Raw genomic sequence first — 18,878 nt, forward strand, 5'->3', positions numbered from 1 at the left:
AAGCTCACCTCCTAAAATTGAATAAATTGATAGTGACTTGGTGGCTCATAAAACGCTAAAGCCAGTGCGTCGGCAATATCAGGACTACCAATATTTCGCTTTTTCATATCATCTTTACTTTCTAAACGAATACGACTTCTACTTGTCATTTTGAATTTGCGAGTACTTAATTCTTTGATTAACGAACTATCAGAAGGTAATTCAATAACAGGCTGTTCTCCGTTAAGATTTGCTGTCATATTTTCTTCTAACATTTCCTTGATATTTCCCCATAGTTGAGTACCTAAATTATCGTAAAAATCGTCTTCTGATGTTGAACCGTTATTCACTCCAAACACCTCAAAAGGATAATGCTTGTCTTCTATCAGTTCTTTTAGGCGGTCGGTTACACCACCTCCGACACCAGTATCATCGACTTTAATCATCACTTTATCAATAATCGGATATTGACTCATTAGATTCTTGGCCATGTTGATGACATATCCTGTTGTTTCCATGGTGCTACGTTTTGAATATTTCTCATACTCCAATGCCCTGGTAGCAATTCTAGGAAAGAGAATCGTAGAATCATCACCATATCGAGCTACGTCGACACCAATATGAGCAACCTTTGTTTTATTGACTAAAGAATCACTAATTTGTTTTTCTGTAGCCAATTCAACCGTTTCAAGACTGATAAATGAATCCAACGCACCTTTCGGAAATTCTCCAAAAATACGGACACGAGCAACATCACTTTCTTTTCCATATTTTTTAAGAATCATTTCTATATTGTCTTTGTTTGTACGTTTACTATCATAGCTTGATACTTTATGAACTCTGTATTTATCACGGTCTGAATTGTGGGAATCGTAAAAAACACCTTCAATATTATTGGGGTTTCCACACATCAACAGCTTATTATCAAAACCTGATAGCGTACCAAGAATAGCTTCCATAATTGGATCAGACACACCAGAAGCTTCATCTACCACAATCAACATATGGTCCTCGTGAAAACCTTGCATATTTTCTGGTTTAGTCGCTGTTCTAGCCGTAGCAAACCAACGCTCTGAATCACCAACCATATAAATTTTGGTCTTTGTCCACTTCAGTAAGTTTTTGATCAAGCTATCATTTAACCATTTAGCTACCTCTGCCCAAAGTACATCGTAAAGTTGCTTCATTGTCGGAGCTGTTGCTATTACTTTAGCGTAGGGTCGACACGTTAAGAACCAAAGTATTGCTCCTGCTTCTAATGCTGTTTTTCCAACTCCTTGACCAGAACGAACAGAAACCTTTGAAAATTCAGCTAAATCATTTAAAACATTTTCTTGCCATTCATCAGGATTCAAATGCAAAATATCTTGGCAAAAAGCTACTGGTTTATCATAGTAATAATCAATGGCAGAACCAATATCAGCAAAAGGAATAAATTCATTATTCATTTTCTTTCACCGCCCGTTTGTTTGCGGCATTTAAAACTGCCTGTTTCCATTCCTCTATTTCTTCACCTGAATTATTTCCGCCAATTTCATTTGTCTCAGCTTGAATCTTATCAGTCTGAGCTTTAATTAAATCAGTTCTGTATTCATTCATATAAAGTTCATTCATTTGCTTGATAGCTTTAGCTAACTGGTTGCTAATCCGAGTCAATGAATCTTCAATTGAAAGAATATCATCAATTTTGCGATGTGTTTTTCTGCTAATCTGCACATCTTGCATAATCTCACGCTTGATTTCTAGCTTTTTACCATTTTTTTCAATCGGAGTTTTAATCTTTCTTAGCTGCTGCAATCGTTCGACTTCTTCATCATTTAGTCCAGCTTCAGCTTGTTGGATTCTCTTCATCATACGAAATTGCCTTATTTTAAGTAGTCGTATTTCTTCAGACAAAACAAAAGAAGGATCATCATTCAGACTAGAATAGATGTCCTTCTCTTCCTCACTTAGTGTCTCAAAAAATATAGTTTCATACTCGCCTGTTTTCAAAGCGTTTTTATTACCCACTGGCGGAGAAGCTCGGCTATTTCCTTTGTTCCCTTTAGCGTTTTGATTACCAAGTGGAGCACCGCCTTGATTGGTAACGTTACTTTTGCCATTGGTAACGTTACTTTTCAATTCAGCACTCCATTTGTCTTGCGATTTCCATTTTCTAACCTGAGAATCTGAAACATTTAATTCAGATGCAATTTCTTTTAACTGCTTTTCTCCGTTAGATTCCAACCAAATTTTCTTGGCTTCATCACGTCTTGGATCACGTTGTCTTGCCATTCAATACACACCACCTCACATTCTGTTTAGGTTGAGTTTTGTTTTTCATTATAATGAATCTATGGTTAACGATTTATATTTTTTTACATTCTGATCATACATTTTTATCAAACTATTTACTTCAGCAATCTGCGTGTCACTTAAAATATTTTCTTTTTTACCAGGATCTTTAAATCCGTATCTGTTTACCGCATCGTTTATAGATTTTAACAACCATTTTGAATACTCTGTAACTCTTATTAATTCAAATTGAAAATGTTCATTCAAATATTTTAGTTCATCAGATTTCAAATAGCTGAGATGATAAATGCTATAGTGTATTTTCTTTTTTATTTTATCTAAACTGTCATTTTCATTAACAGCATCCTGCACAGGTATTAAGTAGGTTTGTTTAACCATTTGAGTAAATTTTTTTATTTTCCACCATTTTCCTATTGTCTTCCATAACCATACAAACGCTGAGGGAGCAATCCCCAATATAAAACCTAGAAATACGTCAGAAGTAAAAAATTGTATAAGACTATGCACTATATATTCTCCTTTATTCTTTTTAATTAAGTATATCAAGAGTCATATACATAGCGCTAAACATTTTCAATATCTTTCAACATTAGATCTGCCTCAATTAATATCTTTAAATCGGAAACTTTGTCTAACTTGATTTGTCCTGAGTGGAGGTTTTTAAGCCATTTCCCTAAAGCTACTCGAATAATTTTCTTATATTCTTCGATTGATTCTGCTTTCTCCATAGCTTTTTCAATCTCATAATCTAAATCAAAGTTTTCATTTTCCATTGTGTAAGCCCCCCGCATTTGATAAAATGCTAAAAGACACAGAGGGTGTCGAAAATCCACGCGTGGGAATTCTCTGTGTCTTCGGGGTGCTTTGGTGCTTCGTTGAAGTAGTCGAGTGTTAGCTGCACTCGGCTTCTTTTAATTTAATTTTACTGCTTCTTTACCTGTGAATTCTTCCCAACGATCAATAATTACATCGACATATCGTGGATCTAATTCCATTAGAAAAGCTTTTTTAGATAATTGCTCACAAGTAATAAGGGTAGAACCTGATCCTCCAAAACCATCATAAACGGTTTTAGCCCAAAGATTGTCTTTTAAAGCTATAGAGATCAATTTTATTGGTTTCATTGTTGGATGGAATGTATTCTTCTCTCTGGGAACTTCCCAAATATCCCCTCTAATGGTTTTCTCTCCTCCAAAATCTCCAAAATACCAAATCAATTCATGTTGCTTGAAATACTTATCCAAATGTTGAGCAGGATTTACCTTGTCCCAAACAATCAAAGCTTTTGGCGATACTTCTATATTTTCCATTGCTTTTTTAAATAAATGGCAATATTTCCAGCTACAACAGACATACATTGCTTTACAGACTAATAGCGATTTTTCTAAGAAAGAAATAAAATCTTGATCATCCATCGAATCGTTTTTAATTTTTCTTTTGTCGTTAATTCCTTGATAATCAATATTGTAAGGTGGATCGGTAAATAATAAATCCATAACTTCTCCATCTAATAACTTGTTTACATCAGCCTCATTAGTACTATCTCCACACATTAAGCGATGATTTCCTAATTGATAAATGTCTCCAACTTTAGATTTCGGTTCATCTGGAAGAATGACTTCGTATTCGTCTTGTAACACATCAGTCTCCAGATCTAATTGCATATCATATTGATTAATTATTTCTTGTATCTCACTTTCATCAAATCCTGTTAATTCTAATGAGAGCGCCTCTAAATCTATTAGAAGCTCTGCTAATTTGTCATCATCCCATATTCCTGAAATCTTATTTAAAGCCAAATTAAGAGCTTTTTCCTTATCAAGGGGTAAATCAACCACTGATACCTCTATCTCTTCACATATGCCTAAATCTTTAGCCACAGCAACACGCTGATGACCCCCGACGAGGTTTCCTGTTCGTTTGTTAAAAATAGGTGGTTCAACAAAGCCAAATGCTAGAATTGATTTTTTTAACTTCTCGTATTCTTCCATACCAGGTTCTAAATCAATTCTAGGATTGTAATCTGCTGGCTTTAAATCTGATAACTTCATAATTTGAATTTCCATGTTTACGATCCTTCCTTGATGATAAAATAAATAGACCACTCAATAGATGAGTGATCTAATATGTAATAGCAACCTACACACAGACAAGTCTAATAGTTCCTGCGCCTACCCTCTTCCTCAATATCTCGGTTGCTAAAAGTCACTGTCAAGGAGTCGAGTCTTGCATGATACCTATATTTATATTCCTATCTTAACTGGCATCCTTTTCCATCGCAGTGACATTTGATGTTGTGAAACCATTTACATCCGTTATATAATAAAGAAAGGAGGTGAGTCATGTGCCTTATTATATTATTGATACTATACCTACAAAAAAGAAGATTTATTTATTACACGAAACGGAATGTCCAGTAGCACCAAAACAAAATCGTTCTGTAGAAATTGGCTATTATACAGATTGTTATTCGGCTCTTAGGTACATACGAGTCAAAAATCCAATTTCAAAATTCTCAGGATGTAAATATTGTTGTCGTTCTTGCCATAATAAAAATATCTAATATATGCTATTCAATTATTTTATAATAATTATTACTATTTAATAATCCATCTCTTGATATAATTTTATCTATCAGCGAGTGGTCAGCTGAAATAAATTATAAGGAGGCAGTTATATGGAAATGTATCCAGTATCATCTAGCAATTTAGTTGCTGTAGGTTACGATCCAACTACACAAGAGCTAACAATCCAATTCCGTAGTGGAGTATACACTTATATGGGCGTACCCCAGCATATTTATGATGGTCTATTAGCATCCCCGTCAAAAGGAAGCTATCACCATAAATATATTAAAAATTATCCATTCCGCCACGGATATTAGTTCCATTCGGGTGTTGGCTCTGACCAGTCAACGCTCGTTTGTTCAATTTTATTAATAGTAATCTCAATTTTTGCGTGAGGATTAGCGTTTTTCTTTAATATCTCTGAAATTTCTAACGCTAACTTGACAATTTCTTTATCCATTCGTTTTCCCTCCAATACATAAATTAATAGACAGCAACGGTTGAAAATTTAGCAGGAGTTCTCACACTCATTTAATTATTTCGTCACTGTCTATCATAAGAAGAAGTTTAAAACAATGAGGGAGATTTCCTCCCTTACATTTTATTTTGTCGAATTCCTGTTTCCTAATCTTTCGACACTATCATAATATCACGTTAAATCGTATAATTTGTGCCAAATCTACGCCAAAAAGGCCCAATTTGCGCCAAAAACGCCATTTACGCCAAAATTATCGATAAGCAACTACTCCAAAAACATCTGCAAATTCTAGTAAAGCTTCTGATTTCATTCGATTAAATGTTCGAGTAGCTACACCTAAATTATCTGCAATTTCATCATTTGTCATAGAATCTCGTACACAATACGTATAGTACAGAGTTTGTCTACTAATTAAACCTAGTCTGCTTAGAGCATATTCAATTGATTTCAATTTCTCTTTTGATTCCATATTCTGGATAATGGCATCCTCTAATAAATTTCCTTTACTTGGTGCCTTAGGCATATTATCGATAAATGGAGAACGAATATCAATTGGACTTCGATCTGCTTTTCTTTGTAAGCTTCTATATTGTCTTAAAATAGCTCTTGCATTTTCTTTGGTTTGTTTTATGTCAGCTTCTTTAATCATTACAAATCACTCCAAGATATGTTATAATGAAAAAGAACTTTGTTACAATTCACCATACTATGTAGAGACAGCCAATTACTGGCTGTCTATTTTTTATAAAAATTTTTTTATTAATTATAATTTTTTATAAAAAATAAAAATATTAACATCTGTTATCATATAAATGAACATTGTTTTTTATCTTATACATTTAGGAGGAAACTATGCCATTTATCGTTTATTTTTTTATGACATTTGTTATCATTTATATTCCTGTACCAACAATTATTTTTTTATTTTTTAGATTTACAGAGCAGCTTACTGGAATTGTAATTATATATAAATTGCTTCTTTTAATTTTATTAATACTTGATATCAAATTAGGATATAACTTATTCTATAATCAAAAAATTAAAAAACGAAGTTACCTTCTTTTTCTCTTTCTCAATACAATAGAAGAACTAATGCACATTTACTTCTTCTTTACGTATCATAATGTTTTTCTCTTTATTTTATGCATTGCCCAAGTACTCTTATTGAACTGTGCTTTTTTATTTCCTTTATCTAAAAGTTTTCGCAAATTTTTATTTTAATAAAAAATATAATGAATTTAGACAGCTGAAAAATGACTGTCTATTTTTTATGTTCTAAATATCAACTCCATAAGTGGTCATCCGTTTAAACTAATCTGTGTAATTGTCCTTTACTTCTAAAACATCATATAAGTCTCTACTCTTACTAACTGTTCATTATTTTCATTAATGATAATCGGTATTAATTCCATTTTGTTGCTCTCCTTTCTTCAAATGCTTTGCATTAGCCGTTCCATTCTGAACAGCCTTTTGTTCCAAACGGCGTTTTTTCTTCTTGATTTTTGATTTTGTTTTACCCATTTTTATCTCCTAATAACTTTGTAGCTATACAAATAATTTCGTTAATAAATAGCGTAATAACACCCATACATTGAAATCTAACCCTACCGTTTCTGTCTAACATTGTGACTTTCGGACCGAACAACGTAATAATGAACAATACCCATTCTAGTTTCGTCATTTCTTATTCCCCTCTTGAATACTTACTAACATAACAATAAAAAGTACAATAAATATAAAAGGATAAATCATTCCGCTTCCCCCTCAGCACAAAACGCATTTCTTATAAATATTGTATTCAGTTCTTGTTTTTTTATTTTTGCTACTCTATGTTTTCTGTTATTCATTATGATTCCTCCTTATCCACCCCATCTTGCGCAAAGAATTCTTCACTACAAAACACATCAGCAAAGTATTCGCCATTCTTGTAAATATTAAGAAAATATTTGTGACTCGGTTCTCTATACTCATTGATATTAGCTATTTCTGCTACAAACACATCATCAGTCTTGCTAGCTAGATTGAATCTATCTTTTACTTTCATTCTTCTATCACCTCTTCCACTGGCTCACTAAACTTCGGTATCATTTGCTGTCCTCCAAATCACTCGACTTCACGAATACACCATCTACCATTTTTCCTGCGCGACCTTTGATTTCGTTGTACGCTTGATTCAAACACTCGTATAAGTCCATGTCGTTTTGCATTGCTAGGATGATCAAAGTAACCACTACATCACCAATCCCATCTCTCAAAACATCCTTCTCTTTTCTAGCCAACGCTGAAGCAACCTCGCCGACTTCTTCGATCGTTTTAAGCATTTGCTTGCTAGAATCAGCTTTATCCAATCCCTTATCTTTTGCCCACTGTTCTACTTTTATAATTAATTCATCCATTGTTTTTCCTCCTAAAAAATCATCTGCCAAAGAAGAACACCTAGTTTGGTTACTCCTGCTAATACAATCATTGCCATTGCTAAAACAAGTCCACATCCTAAAAAGTTAGCTGCGGCATCTATAATATATTTAAAATTTTTCACTCCGCTACCCTCATTTCTGAAAAAGGAACAATAGTTTTTCCAATACGCACAATCACTAAATGATCATCATCTGGATGAGTAGTCTTAATGATTACCATTGCTGAGTTGTCATAAACATGTTTTATATATCCCGAAAACGGATATAACCATGGTGTCTCACGTTTTGAATTGCAACAAAAACATTCAACCTCTTGGCCAACTTCTGGAATGGATTTCTTTTTTCTGCTCATGCTTATTCACCTCGTCCAAAAATACGACGTTCTTTTTCTTCGGCTTTATTCAAATCAAGGTAAATCCCTTTTCCGCCCTCAAGGTATTCTGGTTTAACGTAATAAGTTTTATTTTCAATATCCCACTGGCACATCTTGGCTAAAATGCTAAGGAATCTGCCATTTTTAATACTAGGATTTTTACTAGTTTTATTTTTGGGCTTATAAAACTTAACTGCTCCGTTACTTGTTTTAACTGCTGGAGCAATTGCGATCATTTTTGTTTTATCATTCAAATAAACTAAAGCATACTCCGAAAATTTTAGACATTCTGCCGCTGCTTTACTAAAATTTATTCCATATTTTGAAATAGTAACTTCTGGCTCTCTTTCCTGAGAATTCAACGAAATCAATTTAAAATCATCTGTTAGTTTCATAGAGTTAACTCCTTACTGTTTTTTCATCCAAGACTGATTGGATTTTTTCCACTCTTTACTAATGCTTTGTTGATACCTTTAATATATTCATCAAAAGTTAAATGTAACCATCTTTTTTCACGATACAACCGAGGATAGAGCTGAAAAATGAAATACGGACGCATATAATAAACAAATCGCTCTTTTGCTTGTTCCTCTGGCATTTGATTTACTTTTTCATCTCTAATCCCTCTGTAAGCTAGCCGCAAATCATTCTTAGCTGAACCAGTTGTCGTAATTTCATCTAAATGATCAATAATCGCTAGATAATCCATCATTCATACGCCTCCTTCAAAATGGAACGTCCTCATACCCTCGTTCTTTTTGCTTGTTATAGCCTTCTGGATCATCAAGCCATTTAGGAATAGGCTCTTTGCGTATTTGATTATTTTTAGGTGATTTTGAGTAATGACCTTGCAAATACTTTTTCACTTTCTCAACGGTGTCTAGTTGCTTATTTTCCCAGCTTTTTAGCACTTTATCGAGATAGTTATAATTTTTAGCGCCATTCTTCAACATTTCATCAATCGCCATGATGACAATTTCATCTTGCCCTTGAAAATCATTTACCCAAAAACAAATAGACTCTAAGACCATTGGTGCTTCTTCTGGATTCACTTGATTTAGCCAATAGCTTGTTGCACTAGTTTCTGAATAAAGTTCTACACTAGATGCAGAAGAAGATACTTTTGTTTTATTTAATTTACTTTCATTTACTTTACTTTGGGGATTAATGTCATCATTAACTCTTTCGTCTTGTGTATTATTGTTTACATTAATTACGTACTTAGTTGGTTTTGGTGATTTCCGTCTTTTTGTTGCTTCAAAGTATGTGGCTTGGATATTCTCGCTCGTAAGCACCTCGACCGAGTCAAACAGTTTTTTATCAAAAAATCCCCATATGACTAAGCGGTTCACTATTTGATTGAGCATTTCCTTACTTACTCCAGGCAGGCGTTTTAAAAGAGTAGCTTGCGTTAAATCATTCCACAGAATGAAATATCCTTTTTTGTATATCGCACAAAGCAGTTTGATTACCGCAATTTCTCCTTTGAGTCCAAATTCCCCAGCAATAGCCTCTATTTTTTCATCTTCGAAAACATCTACATCAAGAGGAAAATAATCAAGACCATTTTTTGTAGGTCTTGCCACACTATCGCCTCCTTAGATAAGCGAGAGAATTTTCTCTCGCTATAGTGGTGAATTCATTGAATCGAATAATACTGTTTGTTGATCAAAAGGGAAGGTCATCATCTGAAATCCCTACTTCTTTCCCATCAAAAGGAGGATTCATATCATCAAATAATTCTTCCTGTTTCTTCTCTTCTTTTGACATCAAGGAAGAAACTTTGTCACTTAAACGTCTGATCAAATCTTTTCCAGTCACTTCATTAATTGGTTTAAGATCATCAATTCCATAAGCTTTGATTACTTCTTCTTGTGAAAGATTATTTGCCTTAGCGATCACATCTGCTAAAGCACGAATCTCATCTATTTGCTCGTTCGTTACAAGAGGTATTGAGGATTGTTGTTCTAGACGATCATTTAAAAGCATGGCTGATGCTTTTTTCATAGCCTCTTGTTTCGCATTTTTCGCTAACCATTCTATATACGAACGATCTTCTTTCACTATTTCTCCAAGAGTGCATCCTTTATATTTACCAAACGTTACCTTCATTGCTAACGCATCTTGTTTATTCATTGTTTCCATTTGTTCTCGCTCTGAAAAATCTTGTAAATCTTCCATATCTTGTGTGAATACTTCAGACAAACTAGCAATCGTTAATGTGGCATCTATTTGTGCCCTTTTCTTAGCCATTTTTAAACATGTATTAGCCAAAGTAAACGGATCTTGTTTGATATATTTTTTTTCTTTAGTATTACAATGCCCCATTCCTTCGGTTATTTTCATTCCCTCTTTTGATAGTGTGCATTTGATTGTATAAGCAAAAAATCCGTTGTCATAATCTTGAATTCGCTCGATTTCTTCATATTCACTTGTTACTCCAAACAACATTTGTATTTTTTCCGCACCAGGTTTCAATAAAGTTGGTTTATTCGTTCCAGGTATCACACCAAAATCTTGTCCACTCTTCAAGTTATTTTGGACAACATTTTGAAAATTAGCGATGGCTTGGAGTTGTTTCGTAACTTTATCTAAATCAGCTCCCATAACCATGTCCATAGCGCTATTCTTTTGTATTGCTACTTCATTATTCAATTTAACTTTTCACCTTCACTTTCACTTCTGGCTCTTTGATATCAACTGTTAGATTCGGAATATAACAACCATTCTCATCTATTACTCGAAGATCATCCGTTAGTTGAAACACACCGTCAGCAATCAACTTCTTGATGTCTAGTTGCTTTGGTTTGTATTCAGTTGATTTTTTGACTAATTCAGGATGTTCGTTTCGAAGGTATTGAATAAACTGTTCTTTCTCTTCTTTTACTTTGGATGGTTGTAATTTAAATTGCGATGGCTTACGCAAATCTACAGGCTTCATCGTCAAAACAAAGCTTTTGGTTTCGACTAGTTCTGCATTTCCCATCAATTGTCTTTGGATAGCTACTGCTTCATCAATTTCTTTCTGTAAATCTGCACATACACGATTCTTTCTTTCCGTTATCTGTGCAATTTCAATATCGTATTGATTAAGCCTATGCTTCTTCGCTTGTTCTAATTCCTCGATTTTTTTCGTAATCCATTCCAAATCATGTCCTTCAAAATGACTCATCTTCGTCCTCCTCATCAATTGGCGCCTCATATTGAGGAACTCCCCAACTTTCACTCGTTAAATAGCTGTCTAGATTTGCTAACTCGTTCATGTTTCCCCTCTTTTCTGCTTGCTAACACGCAAAGCACAAGCATGGTAATTGCGAATAACAAGCCAAAGATTACGTAACTTTTCGCTACAATCACTAACGTGAAAAATAAAATAATGAGTAAATCAATTGTTTTTTCATTCATCATTGAAATTCTCCCTTGAAAATTCGAGTCATTACGTTAGCAAGATCTTCTGCATTATCAATAACAAAAGTGTGATTAGTCGAATCTTCTTCAATCACTCCAAACTGTTTCTTTAGTTTTGTACATTCAGCACAATCACAAGATGTTTTTACCACTTCATCTCTAGCCCATTTATATTGCTCAAGTACACCAGCAATAACCAATTTTGCTGGTCCAGCTTCTGCTTTGATAGCCTCTCCCTGTTCATCTACTGCAGTAACAGCTAAACCAATGTGTTCTGCGTGACAAATTGTCATTAATTCTTCAATAAGATTTTCAATTTTTTTGTTCATATGTTATAATCCTCTCGATATAATTTTTGTTTTGTGACTCATTGCTTTAGACGGCTGAGTCACTTTTTTTGTATCTATTTTTCATGTGTGATAAACTTCCGTTTAGATATAGTCACTTGCCTACATTAGCGGAAACTAATGTGGGCTTTTTATTTCCTGCCACTTCTTCTGACGTTCACGCCATTGATTACCTAACAACTCAGGTCTCACATCTTTGTGATATTCCTGATTTAACTCTTGCATCAATCGTTGATGCTCTTGTAATGTCATTCGATTCCTTCCTTAATCTTTTATCTTCACCACCTCCAAGAAGAGGAGTTGCCCATGCAAGTAGGTATATGTGCTGTTTATTTTGTAGTTTTTGAAGGAAATCGCAACTCCTCTTTTCGGAAGTGGTGAGTGTAGAATGAGTTTAAATAGTTAAATTTCAAAAGTTTCTTTTAAAAATCGTTGTAATTCAGATCGTTCAATTCGAATATCTTGTTCGCTCCATTGCTGAATTTTTAAACCTTTTGAAATCCAACCGCTTAATTTATCATCTCCAATTTTCAATATTTCTTTTACTTGAGACTTATTCGGGTAAGGTGGTAATTCAACAGTTTTAGTCAACAAGCTAGATCGCTTTTCGATTTCTTTTAAAACAATAAAAGTAATATTACTTGCTAATTCGTTTTGAACTACTTCATCTGGAATGTTAAGTTGCATAGGTTACACCTCCTACATTGTTGATTTTTGTTCATTTCTTTTGCTAAAATTTTCTTATCAGTGAGTGGTCCACTTAAATAAATAATATTGGAGGTAATCCACATAGGAACACAATATTTTCAGAAAGTTTGTACTAATGGTCACCAAATAAGTGATCGGTCCACTATCAATTCAGATCCTCACCCTGAAGAATATTGCGAAGAATGCGGAAGCAAAGTTATCACCACCTGTCCGACTTGTAGGATACCTATACTAGGGCACAAAACTATTGATGGAGTTATTACTCTTGGTTATATAACACCAGTTCCCAAATATTGTCGTCATTGCTCAAATCCTTACCCGTGGACTTCACTCATCTTAGAAAGTGCTGTTGAGCTTCTTTCTTTAGATGAGGATTTACCTGATAGCGATAAACTTCTTATAAAAACCGCTATTCCAGATCTCTTGGTTGACACTCCTAAAACCAAGTTAGCAGAAGCTAAATTTAAAAAAGGTTTTTCTAACGCCTCAAAACTAGTTAAGGATTCGCTCTACAATCTTCTTGTAGATGTATTATCAGAATCAGTTAAAAAAACTATTTTTCCAAATTAGCTTTTCCACACCAACAACAAAAATTTGAGTCTTTTCTTATAACACGGTTACACCAAGAACATTTAGTGTAATCGTGTTTTCTTTTCAGATACTTCAAATAACCTTTTCTCCTAATAGTTTTTTTAATTCTTGGTTTAAAACGACTAAACATTTATTACACTCCCTCCTCACGCTGGTTGTTTAACATCGTTAGTAAAAAGATACTCCAACTCATATTCCGGAAAGAAAGTTTTCTTGAGTTTCACTGCTTCATCAAAACTAAACTGTGTTTTTCCTTCAATTTTGTCAGAAATAGTAGCATACCTTTTATAACCTAATGCACTAGCAACTTGAGTTCGAGTAATATTCTTTTCTGTTAAAGCTTTTTCTAAATTCTTCAGCATTCTTTTCCCTCCCCACTTATACTCAATTGCGTATTTAAAGAGTAAAAAAATTTATATAATTAACTCTGAAATTAGATTAACACGCAATTGCGTATTTAGTCAATACGAAAATGCGTTTTTTTTGCTTTTTTGTCATTTACATACGAAAATGCGTATGTTAATATTTCTTTAGGAGGTGATAAGATGAACAGAGAAGAATTCATTAAACAACTCATTATTAGTAAATATGGAACTATTAAAAATTTTTCTGAATTTGTAAATGTGCCGTATACTACTATTCGTTCTATTCTAGAAAGAGGCATAGGTAAAGCTGGAATAGATAATGTCATTAAGATTTGTAAAGGCCTTGAAATATCTCCCGAACAACTATCAAATGATTTTACTCTCAATGAACATATATCAAATACTCTTTCTACAATGTATTTACTAAACGATTATCACCAACAAAAAGTCTATGACTTTGCTAGACATGAATTGGAAGATCAAAATAGATCTAATGTGATTCAAGACAATTTTGGAAGAGCCGTTGATGAAGATGAAAAACAGGAAGTTTCATATGTCGGTCTACTGTCTGCAGGTCATGGTTATCCTAATTACGATAAAGAACGTCCACTAGGTACAGTTACAATGAGAAAATCTCAAATTCCGTCTTATTATGATCTTGCTTTTATGGTAGACGGAAATAGTATGTGTCCCACATTTGAAAATGGGGAAATAGTTTTTATTAAACAAACAACAGAAGTTTTAAACGGACAATTTGGAGCTATAGAAATAAATGGCGAAGCATTTTTGAAAAAAATGTATGTAGAAAATCAAAGATTACGTTTAGTATCTTTAAATTGTGAATATAATGAAAATGGAAATCGCTTGTATCCAGATTTCTACGCAGATGAATATGATGACCTTTATGTTATTGGCAGAGTGATTGTGTGATAACGAAACCACCTGACCAATTCGGTTAGGTGGTTTTTATAAATAAAAAAGCCCGTGCTACTAACACGGACTACATAACCGAAATTCCTCGGCTGTTCAACTACAGACAAATAATAGCATATCATTCTTTTGATTTATTCTATATTTTGTTTTAAAAGAATGATAAAGGAGGAAATTTTATGTTGAAAAGTTTTGGAAAAGGTATGTTTGGCTGTTTTGGGGTATTTATTGGATTTATTATATTATGTATTATAGGTTTCACTTTTTTAGGAAATAGTTCTGATTCAAACACTTCAAAAAGCGTAGGGGAAACAAATCCAAACAATTCTTCAGATAATACTTTATCTAAAGAATATCATGTAGGAGATACTGTTAGTTACAAAGGATATGAAATTAAAGTAAATAATGTGAGCTTTAGCAATGGTAATGAATATGAAACTCCTGATACAGGCAAACAATATGTAATTATAAATGTTACTATTACCAATAACACCGACCAAAAACAAAGCTATAATCCATATAATTTTAAATTAAATGCTAATGGTAATGCAACAGATGTAGATGAAATTGTTACTGATGGTATTGCCACTGATCGGCTTAATTCTGGAGACTTAGACAATGGTGCATCTGTTACTGGTAACCTAGTAGGACAAGCAGACCCTAATGCAAAATTGAAACTTCAATATGAAACATCGTTTTGGAACAATGAAACTGTAGATATTTCGTTAAACTAGTAAAGGCCTTCGGGCTTTTCTTTTTCAATCAATAAGAACATACATTCGAAAGGAGAAAAACATGCAATATCAAGAATTCAGTGAATGGTTAGAAAATAATTCTCATTCAAAACATATCTTTTTAATAAAATGGAAAAACTATCAAATATCAAAAAATAGTAAACGAACTGGAAAAACAAAAAAATGGGACGATGATAAAATCATTCGCATTGGTGAAGAAGAGTGGAAAAAAATTGTAATGAATACCTATCAAAAACTTAAATCTCATTTAGGAACCCCAAAATACAACGGATACCAAGAATGGAGTGATTTCATCGAAACAAATGAAATTCTAGAATCATTTGATAATAGTATTTTAGAAATAGAATTGGAATAGGAGTTGAATTTTATGGCAATGATTAAACAATACCAAAAGAAAAATGGTAAAAAAGCGTGGTACTTCAAGACATATCTTGGTATTGATCCATTAACTGGAAAGAAGAGATATACAACTAAAAGAGGATTCAAAACACAAAAAGAAGCGAAAATCGCACTAGCTAGATTAGAAGTTTTAGCTACAGATAAAAAACTAGTAAAAGATAATAACTACACTTTTACACAAGTAAAAGATATGTGGATTGAACAATATAAACCAACAGTCAGAGAAAGTACTTACTTACGTGTTAAGTTTTTGTTTGATAAAAACATTTCAACTTTTTTTGGAAATAAAAAAATACAAAGCTATAACATAGCTTACTGTCAAGAAGCTATCAACAAATGGAAAGAACAATATTCTACCTATAAAGCTTTAAAATGTTATACATCTGCAGTTTTTGATTATGCAAAAAAAATGAACCTAATTAACGAAAATCCTATGAAAGCAGTAACTTTTTCAAAAGGAGAACGCAAACAAAAAAAGAATAAATTAAAATATTTTGAAAAAGAAGAATTACAAGATTTTCTGGAATGCTGTGAAAAAGACAAATTTCCTATAACTTATCCTCTATTCAGAGTTCTAGCTTTTACAGGAATACGAAAAGGTGAAGCATTAGCATTAACCTGGAACGATGTAGATTTTTTTAATAAAACACTTAAAATCAATAAAACTATCACAAAAAATTCAGATAATAAATTTATTTCTACACCACCAAAAACAAACACATCTATTAGAAATATTTCGCTAGATGACGAGACACTAAATATTTTGAAGTCATGGAAAACTCAGCAAAAACGTTATTTACTTGCCCATGGTCAACATGCTAAAACAAAGAATCAAATAATTTTTTCTTCTAAAAACAATAATTATATAGATATAACTCGACCTAATATTATTTTATCTAGAATATGCAAAAAACATAATTTCAATGATATTACCATACATGGCTTCCGTCATACACATTGTAGCTTATTATTTGAAGCTGGTTTATCTATCAAAGAAGTTCAAGAAAGGTTAGGACATTCAGATATTCATACAACAATGAACATATACACTCATGTGACTAAAAAACAAAAAGAAAGGTCTGCTGATAAGTTTGCAGCTTATTTAAATTTTTAAAAAGTATGGTCAAAAGTATGGTCAAAAAAATAAAAAAAGACTAAAAACCTTAAATATCAAGGTTTTTAGCCAATTAAAAATCAATAAAATTATTTAACAGTTACAGATGCGCCAACTTCTTCAAGTTTAGCTTTCAATTCGTCAGCTTCTTCTTTAGATACGCCTTCTTTAACTGGTGCAGGAGCGCCATCAACTACAGCTTTAGCTTCTTTCAAGCCTAAGCCAGTTGCTTCACGAACTGCTTTGATAACTTTAACTTTTTGGTCTCCAGCTGCAGTTAATTCTACAGTGAATTCTGTTTGTTCTTCAGCAGCAGCAGCGCCACCAGCAGCAGCTACAGCTACAGGAGCAGCAGCAGATACGCCAAATTCTTCTTCAATAGCTTTAACTAGGTCGTTAAGTTCTAGGATAGTTGCTTCTTTTAACTCAGCAACGATGTTTTCAATGTTCAATGCCATTATAATTTCCTCCGTTTAAATGTTCTTTTTTATTTAATACTTTATGCGGCAATTAAGCTGCATCTCCATCTTCTTTGTCTGCCACTGCTTTGACAGCGTAAGCCACGTTGCGGACTGGCGCTTGTAGTACAGATAGCAACATAGATAGAAGTCCTTCGCGATTTGGCAATTTTGCCAATGCTGTGATTTCTTCCAATGAAGATACTTTACCTTCGATGATACCGCCTTTGATTTCTAATGCTTTTGCTTCTTTAGCAAATTCGTCCATGATTTTCGCTGGTGCAACTACATCTTCGTTACTGAATGCAACGGCTGTAGGTCCAGTGAATACTTCGTCCATGCCTTCAAGGCCAGCTTTTTTAGCTGCACGTGAAAGAATTGAGTTTTTGATAACTTTCATTTCTACGTTAGCATCACGAAGTTGTTTACGTAAACGTGTTACTTCATCAACTGTTAATCCGCGGTAGTCAACGACTACTACTGATGCAGCTGCTGTAAATTTTTCGCTTACTTCATCAACGATTGCTGCTTTTTTTGCGATAATTGCTTCACTCATTTTTGAGTTTCACCTCCTGAATTTTGATGGAAGAGTTTTTTGAACTGAAAAGGCAAATCACTTGTATAGTTTCTTTGCTCAACCAGTATTGTTTATCATCTATTCTCTTCGTTCATAGTGATTCTACTCGCTTTGCTCGAAAGGAAACTCCTTTCGCTTTGCTCAACCAGTATTGTTCATCATCTCTTCACTTCGTTCATAGTGATTCACAATAAAAAACTCTATGCCACCGCAGACATAGAGGGACTATTGAATATATTCAATAAACGTCCTCGGTAGGAAATTAAGGCTTGGAGCCACCTACTGTCTTCGGTACAAGTTAATTATTAACCTCAACTAGCTTAGCATGCTAAACTAGTTGAGTCAAGAATTATTTTTCAGTTGGATCAATCAACGTTCTAATATTTGATTAGAAAGAAGCTTGGTCAACATGGATACCAGGTCCAAATGTTGTTGTGATCGTTACATTTTTCATGTATTGACCTTTAGCTGCTGATGGTTTAGCTTTTAGCAATACATCATGGATTGTTGCAAAGTTTTCAACTAATTTTTCATCATCAAATGAAACTTTTCCGATTGGTACATGGATGTTTCCAGCTTTGTCTACACGGTAAGTTACTTTACCAGCTTTCACTTCGTTTACTGCTTTTGTTACATCCATTGTAACTGTACCAGTTTTAGGGTTTGGCATTAAGCCTTTTGGTCCTAATACACGTCCTAGACGACCTACAGTAGCCATCATATCAGGTGTTGCAACAACTACGTCAAAGTCAAACCATCCGTTTTGGATTTTTTGAACCATGTCGTCGTCACCTACGAAATCTGCACCAGCTGCTTCAGCTTCTTTTGCTTTGTCTCCTTTAGCAAAAACTAAAACAGTTTGTGTTTTACCAGTTCCGTTTGGTAATACAACAGCACCACGGATTTGTTGGTCTGCTTTTTTAGGGTCTACGTTCAAACGGTATGCAACTTCAACTGTTGCATCAAATTTTGCAATGTTTGTTTCTTTTGCTAAAGCTACTGCTTCGGCAACAGGATAAACTTTACTTGAATCAACTTTTTTTAATGCATCTTGCATTTTTTTGCTCTTTTTAGCCATTTTGGTTCCTCCTTGATTGTGGTTATAACGGTTGTACCT

At 33.6% G+C, this 18,878-nt stretch carries 31 protein-coding genes and 1 other annotated feature; of the genes, 6 read left to right on the forward strand and 25 right to left on the reverse strand.

All coding sequences use genetic code 11. The annotated features are described in order from the left end of the window. Positions 1–11 precede the first annotated feature (11 nt). The 5 genes from IGJ53_RS12055 to IGJ53_RS12075 form a co-directional block, all read right to left on the reverse strand. Positions 12–1,427: a phage terminase large subunit gene (locus IGJ53_RS12055; RefSeq protein ID WP_438750327.1), complete on the reverse strand. Its 1,416-nt coding sequence runs from the start codon at positions 1,425–1,427 to the stop codon at positions 12–14. Continuing rightward, entirely contained in the window at positions 1,420–2,253 is an 834-nt protein-coding gene (gene terS / locus IGJ53_RS12060) for a phage terminase small subunit (protein WP_438750330.1), read from the reverse strand. The genes IGJ53_RS12055 and terS overlap by 8 nt, the downstream gene beginning before the upstream one ends. A gap of 48 nt (positions 2,254–2,301) precedes the next feature. After that, entirely contained in the window at positions 2,302–2,781 is a 480-nt protein-coding gene (locus IGJ53_RS12065; protein ID WP_438750332.1) for a hypothetical protein, read from the reverse strand. A 56-nt stretch (positions 2,782–2,837) separates the two neighbouring features. Beyond that, a complete protein-coding gene (locus tag IGJ53_RS12070; protein ID WP_438750334.1) occupies positions 2,838–3,047 on the reverse strand; it encodes a hypothetical protein in 210 nt (69 codons plus the stop codon). 138 nt (positions 3,048–3,185) lie between these two features. Beyond that, positions 3,186–4,340 carry a site-specific DNA-methyltransferase gene (locus IGJ53_RS12075; RefSeq protein ID WP_438750336.1) on the reverse strand — a complete coding sequence of 385 codons (1,155 nt, stop codon included), beginning with the start codon at positions 4,338–4,340 and terminating at the stop codon, positions 3,186–3,188. A 611-nt stretch (positions 4,341–4,951) separates the two neighbouring features. Here IGJ53_RS12075 and IGJ53_RS12080 point away from each other — a divergent pair. Next, the gene (locus tag IGJ53_RS12080) at positions 4,952–5,158 is read left to right on the forward strand and encodes a KTSC domain-containing protein (RefSeq protein WP_438750338.1); all 207 of its coding nucleotides are present in this window, start codon (positions 4,952–4,954) and stop codon (positions 5,156–5,158) included. Here IGJ53_RS12080 and IGJ53_RS12085 read toward each other — a convergent pair. The 16 genes from IGJ53_RS12085 to IGJ53_RS12160 all read right to left on the reverse strand — a co-directional run bounded on the left by IGJ53_RS12085 (position 5,155) and on the right by IGJ53_RS12160 (position 12,551). Then, positions 5,155–5,301, reverse strand: coding sequence for a hypothetical protein (locus tag IGJ53_RS12085; RefSeq protein ID WP_438750341.1), 147 nt, complete (start codon positions 5,299–5,301; stop codon positions 5,155–5,157). The genes IGJ53_RS12080 and IGJ53_RS12085 overlap by 4 nt on opposite strands. Positions 5,302–5,569: 268 nt before the next feature. Then, a complete protein-coding gene (locus tag IGJ53_RS12090) occupies positions 5,570–5,968 on the reverse strand; it encodes an ArpU family phage packaging/lysis transcriptional regulator (protein WP_438750343.1) in 399 nt (132 codons plus the stop codon). A gap of 737 nt (positions 5,969–6,705) precedes the next feature. Continuing rightward, a complete protein-coding gene (locus IGJ53_RS12095; RefSeq protein WP_135982433.1) occupies positions 6,706–6,840 on the reverse strand; it encodes a hypothetical protein in 135 nt (44 codons plus the stop codon). A 325-nt stretch (positions 6,841–7,165) separates the two neighbouring features. Continuing rightward, entirely contained in the window at positions 7,166–7,363 is a 198-nt protein-coding gene (locus tag IGJ53_RS12100) for a hypothetical protein (RefSeq protein ID WP_438750345.1), read from the reverse strand. A 40-nt stretch (positions 7,364–7,403) separates the two neighbouring features. Then, entirely contained in the window at positions 7,404–7,715 is a 312-nt protein-coding gene (locus IGJ53_RS12105; protein WP_438750347.1) for a MazG-like family protein, read from the reverse strand. 11 nt (positions 7,716–7,726) lie between these two features. After that, positions 7,727–7,858, reverse strand: a complete 132-nt coding sequence (locus IGJ53_RS12110) for a hypothetical protein (RefSeq protein ID WP_274600887.1) — start codon at positions 7,856–7,858, stop codon at positions 7,727–7,729. Then, positions 7,855–8,088, reverse strand: coding sequence for a hypothetical protein (locus tag IGJ53_RS12115; protein ID WP_438750350.1), 234 nt, complete (start codon positions 8,086–8,088; stop codon positions 7,855–7,857). The genes IGJ53_RS12110 and IGJ53_RS12115 overlap by 4 nt, the downstream gene beginning before the upstream one ends. A gap of 2 nt (positions 8,089–8,090) precedes the next feature. After that, positions 8,091–8,504, reverse strand: a complete 414-nt coding sequence (locus IGJ53_RS12120) for a hypothetical protein (RefSeq protein WP_438750352.1) — start codon at positions 8,502–8,504, stop codon at positions 8,091–8,093. A 23-nt stretch (positions 8,505–8,527) separates the two neighbouring features. Next, a complete protein-coding gene (locus IGJ53_RS12125; RefSeq protein WP_259741975.1) occupies positions 8,528–8,821 on the reverse strand; it encodes a hypothetical protein in 294 nt (97 codons plus the stop codon). A 13-nt stretch (positions 8,822–8,834) separates the two neighbouring features. Continuing rightward, positions 8,835–9,695, reverse strand: a complete 861-nt coding sequence (locus IGJ53_RS12130) for a Lin1244/Lin1753 domain-containing protein (RefSeq protein ID WP_438750355.1) — start codon at positions 9,693–9,695, stop codon at positions 8,835–8,837. A gap of 82 nt (positions 9,696–9,777) precedes the next feature. Further along, on the reverse strand, positions 9,778–10,764 hold the full coding sequence (locus tag IGJ53_RS12135) for a hypothetical protein (protein WP_259741977.1): 987 nt from the start codon (positions 10,762–10,764) through the stop codon (positions 9,778–9,780). Position 10,765: 1 nt separating this feature from the next. Next, positions 10,766–11,281: a hypothetical protein gene (locus IGJ53_RS12140; protein WP_438750357.1), complete on the reverse strand. Its 516-nt coding sequence runs from the start codon at positions 11,279–11,281 to the stop codon at positions 10,766–10,768. 50 nt (positions 11,282–11,331) lie between these two features. Continuing rightward, a complete protein-coding gene (locus tag IGJ53_RS12145; protein ID WP_259741979.1) occupies positions 11,332–11,517 on the reverse strand; it encodes a hypothetical protein in 186 nt (61 codons plus the stop codon). After that, positions 11,514–11,846: a hypothetical protein gene (locus IGJ53_RS12150; protein WP_438750359.1), complete on the reverse strand. Its 333-nt coding sequence runs from the start codon at positions 11,844–11,846 to the stop codon at positions 11,514–11,516. Before IGJ53_RS12150 ends, IGJ53_RS12145 begins: the two co-directional genes overlap by 4 nt. Positions 11,847–11,981: 135 nt before the next feature. After that, a complete protein-coding gene (locus IGJ53_RS12155; protein ID WP_438750361.1) occupies positions 11,982–12,116 on the reverse strand; it encodes a hypothetical protein in 135 nt (44 codons plus the stop codon). A 150-nt stretch (positions 12,117–12,266) separates the two neighbouring features. Further along, positions 12,267–12,551, reverse strand: coding sequence for a hypothetical protein (locus tag IGJ53_RS12160; protein WP_201064592.1), 285 nt, complete (start codon positions 12,549–12,551; stop codon positions 12,267–12,269). An 87-nt stretch (positions 12,552–12,638) separates the two neighbouring features. Between IGJ53_RS12160 and IGJ53_RS12165 the strand changes: the two genes are divergently transcribed. Continuing rightward, on the forward strand, positions 12,639–13,142 hold the full coding sequence (locus IGJ53_RS12165; protein WP_270217521.1) for a DUF2321 domain-containing protein: 504 nt from the start codon (positions 12,639–12,641) through the stop codon (positions 13,140–13,142). A gap of 167 nt (positions 13,143–13,309) precedes the next feature. Here the strand turns inward: IGJ53_RS12165 and IGJ53_RS12170 are convergent, their stop codons facing one another. Beyond that, entirely contained in the window at positions 13,310–13,525 is a 216-nt protein-coding gene (locus IGJ53_RS12170) for a helix-turn-helix domain-containing protein (RefSeq protein WP_010719536.1), read from the reverse strand. Between the two features lie 183 nt (positions 13,526–13,708). On the opposite strand from IGJ53_RS12170, the gene IGJ53_RS12175 reads away from it, so the two are divergent. The 4 genes from IGJ53_RS12175 to IGJ53_RS12190 all read left to right on the forward strand — a co-directional run bounded on the left by IGJ53_RS12175 (position 13,709) and on the right by IGJ53_RS12190 (position 16,726). Beyond that, complete coding sequence (locus tag IGJ53_RS12175) at positions 13,709–14,458, forward strand: LexA family transcriptional regulator (RefSeq protein ID WP_438750364.1); 750 nt, start codon at positions 13,709–13,711, stop codon at positions 14,456–14,458. 179 nt (positions 14,459–14,637) lie between these two features. Continuing rightward, positions 14,638–15,192, forward strand: coding sequence for a DUF4352 domain-containing protein (locus tag IGJ53_RS12180; RefSeq protein WP_438750366.1), 555 nt, complete (start codon positions 14,638–14,640; stop codon positions 15,190–15,192). Positions 15,193–15,253: 61 nt separating this feature from the next. Beyond that, on the forward strand, positions 15,254–15,568 hold the full coding sequence (locus IGJ53_RS12185; RefSeq protein WP_201064607.1) for a hypothetical protein: 315 nt from the start codon (positions 15,254–15,256) through the stop codon (positions 15,566–15,568). 12 nt (positions 15,569–15,580) lie between these two features. Continuing rightward, positions 15,581–16,726 (forward strand): tyrosine-type recombinase/integrase, encoded by a 1,146-nt coding sequence (locus tag IGJ53_RS12190; protein WP_438750368.1) that lies wholly within the window; start codon positions 15,581–15,583, stop codon positions 16,724–16,726. Positions 16,727–16,815: 89 nt separating this feature from the next. On the opposite strand, the gene rplL is transcribed toward IGJ53_RS12190, so the two are convergent. The 3 genes from rplL to rplA form a co-directional block, all read right to left on the reverse strand. After that, positions 16,816–17,184, reverse strand: a complete 369-nt coding sequence (gene rplL, locus IGJ53_RS12195) for a 50S ribosomal protein L7/L12 (RefSeq protein ID WP_002291633.1) — start codon at positions 17,182–17,184, stop codon at positions 16,816–16,818. Between the two features lie 52 nt (positions 17,185–17,236). After that, complete coding sequence (gene rplJ / locus IGJ53_RS12200; protein ID WP_002291634.1) at positions 17,237–17,740, reverse strand: 50S ribosomal protein L10; 504 nt, start codon at positions 17,738–17,740, stop codon at positions 17,237–17,239. Between the two features lie 203 nt (positions 17,741–17,943). After that, positions 17,944–18,071, reverse strand: a sequence feature (ribosomal protein L10 leader region). A 78-nt stretch (positions 18,072–18,149) separates the two neighbouring features. Then, positions 18,150–18,839: a 50S ribosomal protein L1 gene (rplA, locus tag IGJ53_RS12205; protein ID WP_002291636.1), complete on the reverse strand. Its 690-nt coding sequence runs from the start codon at positions 18,837–18,839 to the stop codon at positions 18,150–18,152. Positions 18,840–18,878: the final 39 nt, after the last annotated feature.

The sequence above is a fragment of the Enterococcus sp. DIV1283b genome, from assembly GCF_051710965.1.
Taxonomy (GTDB): Bacteria; Bacillota; Bacilli; order Lactobacillales; family Enterococcaceae; genus Enterococcus_B; species Enterococcus_B lactis.

Coding starts and splice junctions, on each gene's coding strand:
- IGJ53_RS12055 (WP_438750327.1), bottom strand. CDS start 1,427: ATGAATAATGAATTTATTCCTTTTGCTGATATTGGTTCTGCCATTGAT.
- terS (WP_438750330.1), bottom strand. CDS start 2,253: ATGGCAAGACAACGTGATCCAAGACGTGATGAAGCCAAGAAAATTTGG.
- IGJ53_RS12070 (WP_438750334.1), bottom strand. CDS start 3,047: ATGGAAAATGAAAACTTTGATTTAGATTATGAGATTGAAAAAGCTATG.
- IGJ53_RS12075 (WP_438750336.1), bottom strand. CDS start 4,340: ATGGAAATTCAAATTATGAAGTTATCAGATTTAAAGCCAGCAGATTAC.
- IGJ53_RS12080 (WP_438750338.1), top strand. CDS start 4,952: ATGGAAATGTATCCAGTATCATCTAGCAATTTAGTTGCTGTAGGTTAC.
- IGJ53_RS12085 (WP_438750341.1), bottom strand. CDS start 5,301: ATGGATAAAGAAATTGTCAAGTTAGCGTTAGAAATTTCAGAGATATTA.
- IGJ53_RS12090 (WP_438750343.1), bottom strand. CDS start 5,968: ATGATTAAAGAAGCTGACATAAAACAAACCAAAGAAAATGCAAGAGCT.
- IGJ53_RS12095 (WP_135982433.1), bottom strand. CDS start 6,840: ATGGGTAAAACAAAATCAAAAATCAAGAAGAAAAAACGCCGTTTGGAA.
- IGJ53_RS12100 (WP_438750345.1), bottom strand. CDS start 7,363: ATGAAAGTAAAAGATAGATTCAATCTAGCTAGCAAGACTGATGATGTG.
- IGJ53_RS12105 (WP_438750347.1), bottom strand. CDS start 7,715: ATGGATGAATTAATTATAAAAGTAGAACAGTGGGCAAAAGATAAGGGA.
- IGJ53_RS12115 (WP_438750350.1), bottom strand. CDS start 8,088: ATGAGCAGAAAAAAGAAATCCATTCCAGAAGTTGGCCAAGAGGTTGAA.
- IGJ53_RS12120 (WP_438750352.1), bottom strand. CDS start 8,504: ATGAAACTAACAGATGATTTTAAATTGATTTCGTTGAATTCTCAGGAA.
- IGJ53_RS12125 (WP_259741975.1), bottom strand. CDS start 8,821: ATGATGGATTATCTAGCGATTATTGATCATTTAGATGAAATTACGACA.
- IGJ53_RS12140 (WP_438750357.1), bottom strand. CDS start 11,281: ATGAGTCATTTTGAAGGACATGATTTGGAATGGATTACGAAAAAAATC.
- IGJ53_RS12145 (WP_259741979.1), bottom strand. CDS start 11,517: ATGATGAATGAAAAAACAATTGATTTACTCATTATTTTATTTTTCACG.
- IGJ53_RS12150 (WP_438750359.1), bottom strand. CDS start 11,846: ATGAACAAAAAAATTGAAAATCTTATTGAAGAATTAATGACAATTTGT.
- IGJ53_RS12155 (WP_438750361.1), bottom strand. CDS start 12,116: ATGACATTACAAGAGCATCAACGATTGATGCAAGAGTTAAATCAGGAA.
- IGJ53_RS12160 (WP_201064592.1), bottom strand. CDS start 12,551: ATGCAACTTAACATTCCAGATGAAGTAGTTCAAAACGAATTAGCAAGT.
- IGJ53_RS12170 (WP_010719536.1), bottom strand. CDS start 13,525: ATGCTGAAGAATTTAGAAAAAGCTTTAACAGAAAAGAATATTACTCGA.
- IGJ53_RS12175 (WP_438750364.1), top strand. CDS start 13,709: ATGAACAGAGAAGAATTCATTAAACAACTCATTATTAGTAAATATGGA.
- IGJ53_RS12180 (WP_438750366.1), top strand. CDS start 14,638: ATGTTGAAAAGTTTTGGAAAAGGTATGTTTGGCTGTTTTGGGGTATTT.
- IGJ53_RS12185 (WP_201064607.1), top strand. CDS start 15,254: ATGCAATATCAAGAATTCAGTGAATGGTTAGAAAATAATTCTCATTCA.
- IGJ53_RS12190 (WP_438750368.1), top strand. CDS start 15,581: ATGGCAATGATTAAACAATACCAAAAGAAAAATGGTAAAAAAGCGTGG.
- rplL (WP_002291633.1), bottom strand. CDS start 17,184: ATGGCATTGAACATTGAAAACATCGTTGCTGAGTTAAAAGAAGCAACT.
- rplJ (WP_002291634.1), bottom strand. CDS start 17,740: ATGAGTGAAGCAATTATCGCAAAAAAAGCAGCAATCGTTGATGAAGTA.
- rplA (WP_002291636.1), bottom strand. CDS start 18,839: ATGGCTAAAAAGAGCAAAAAAATGCAAGATGCATTAAAAAAAGTTGAT.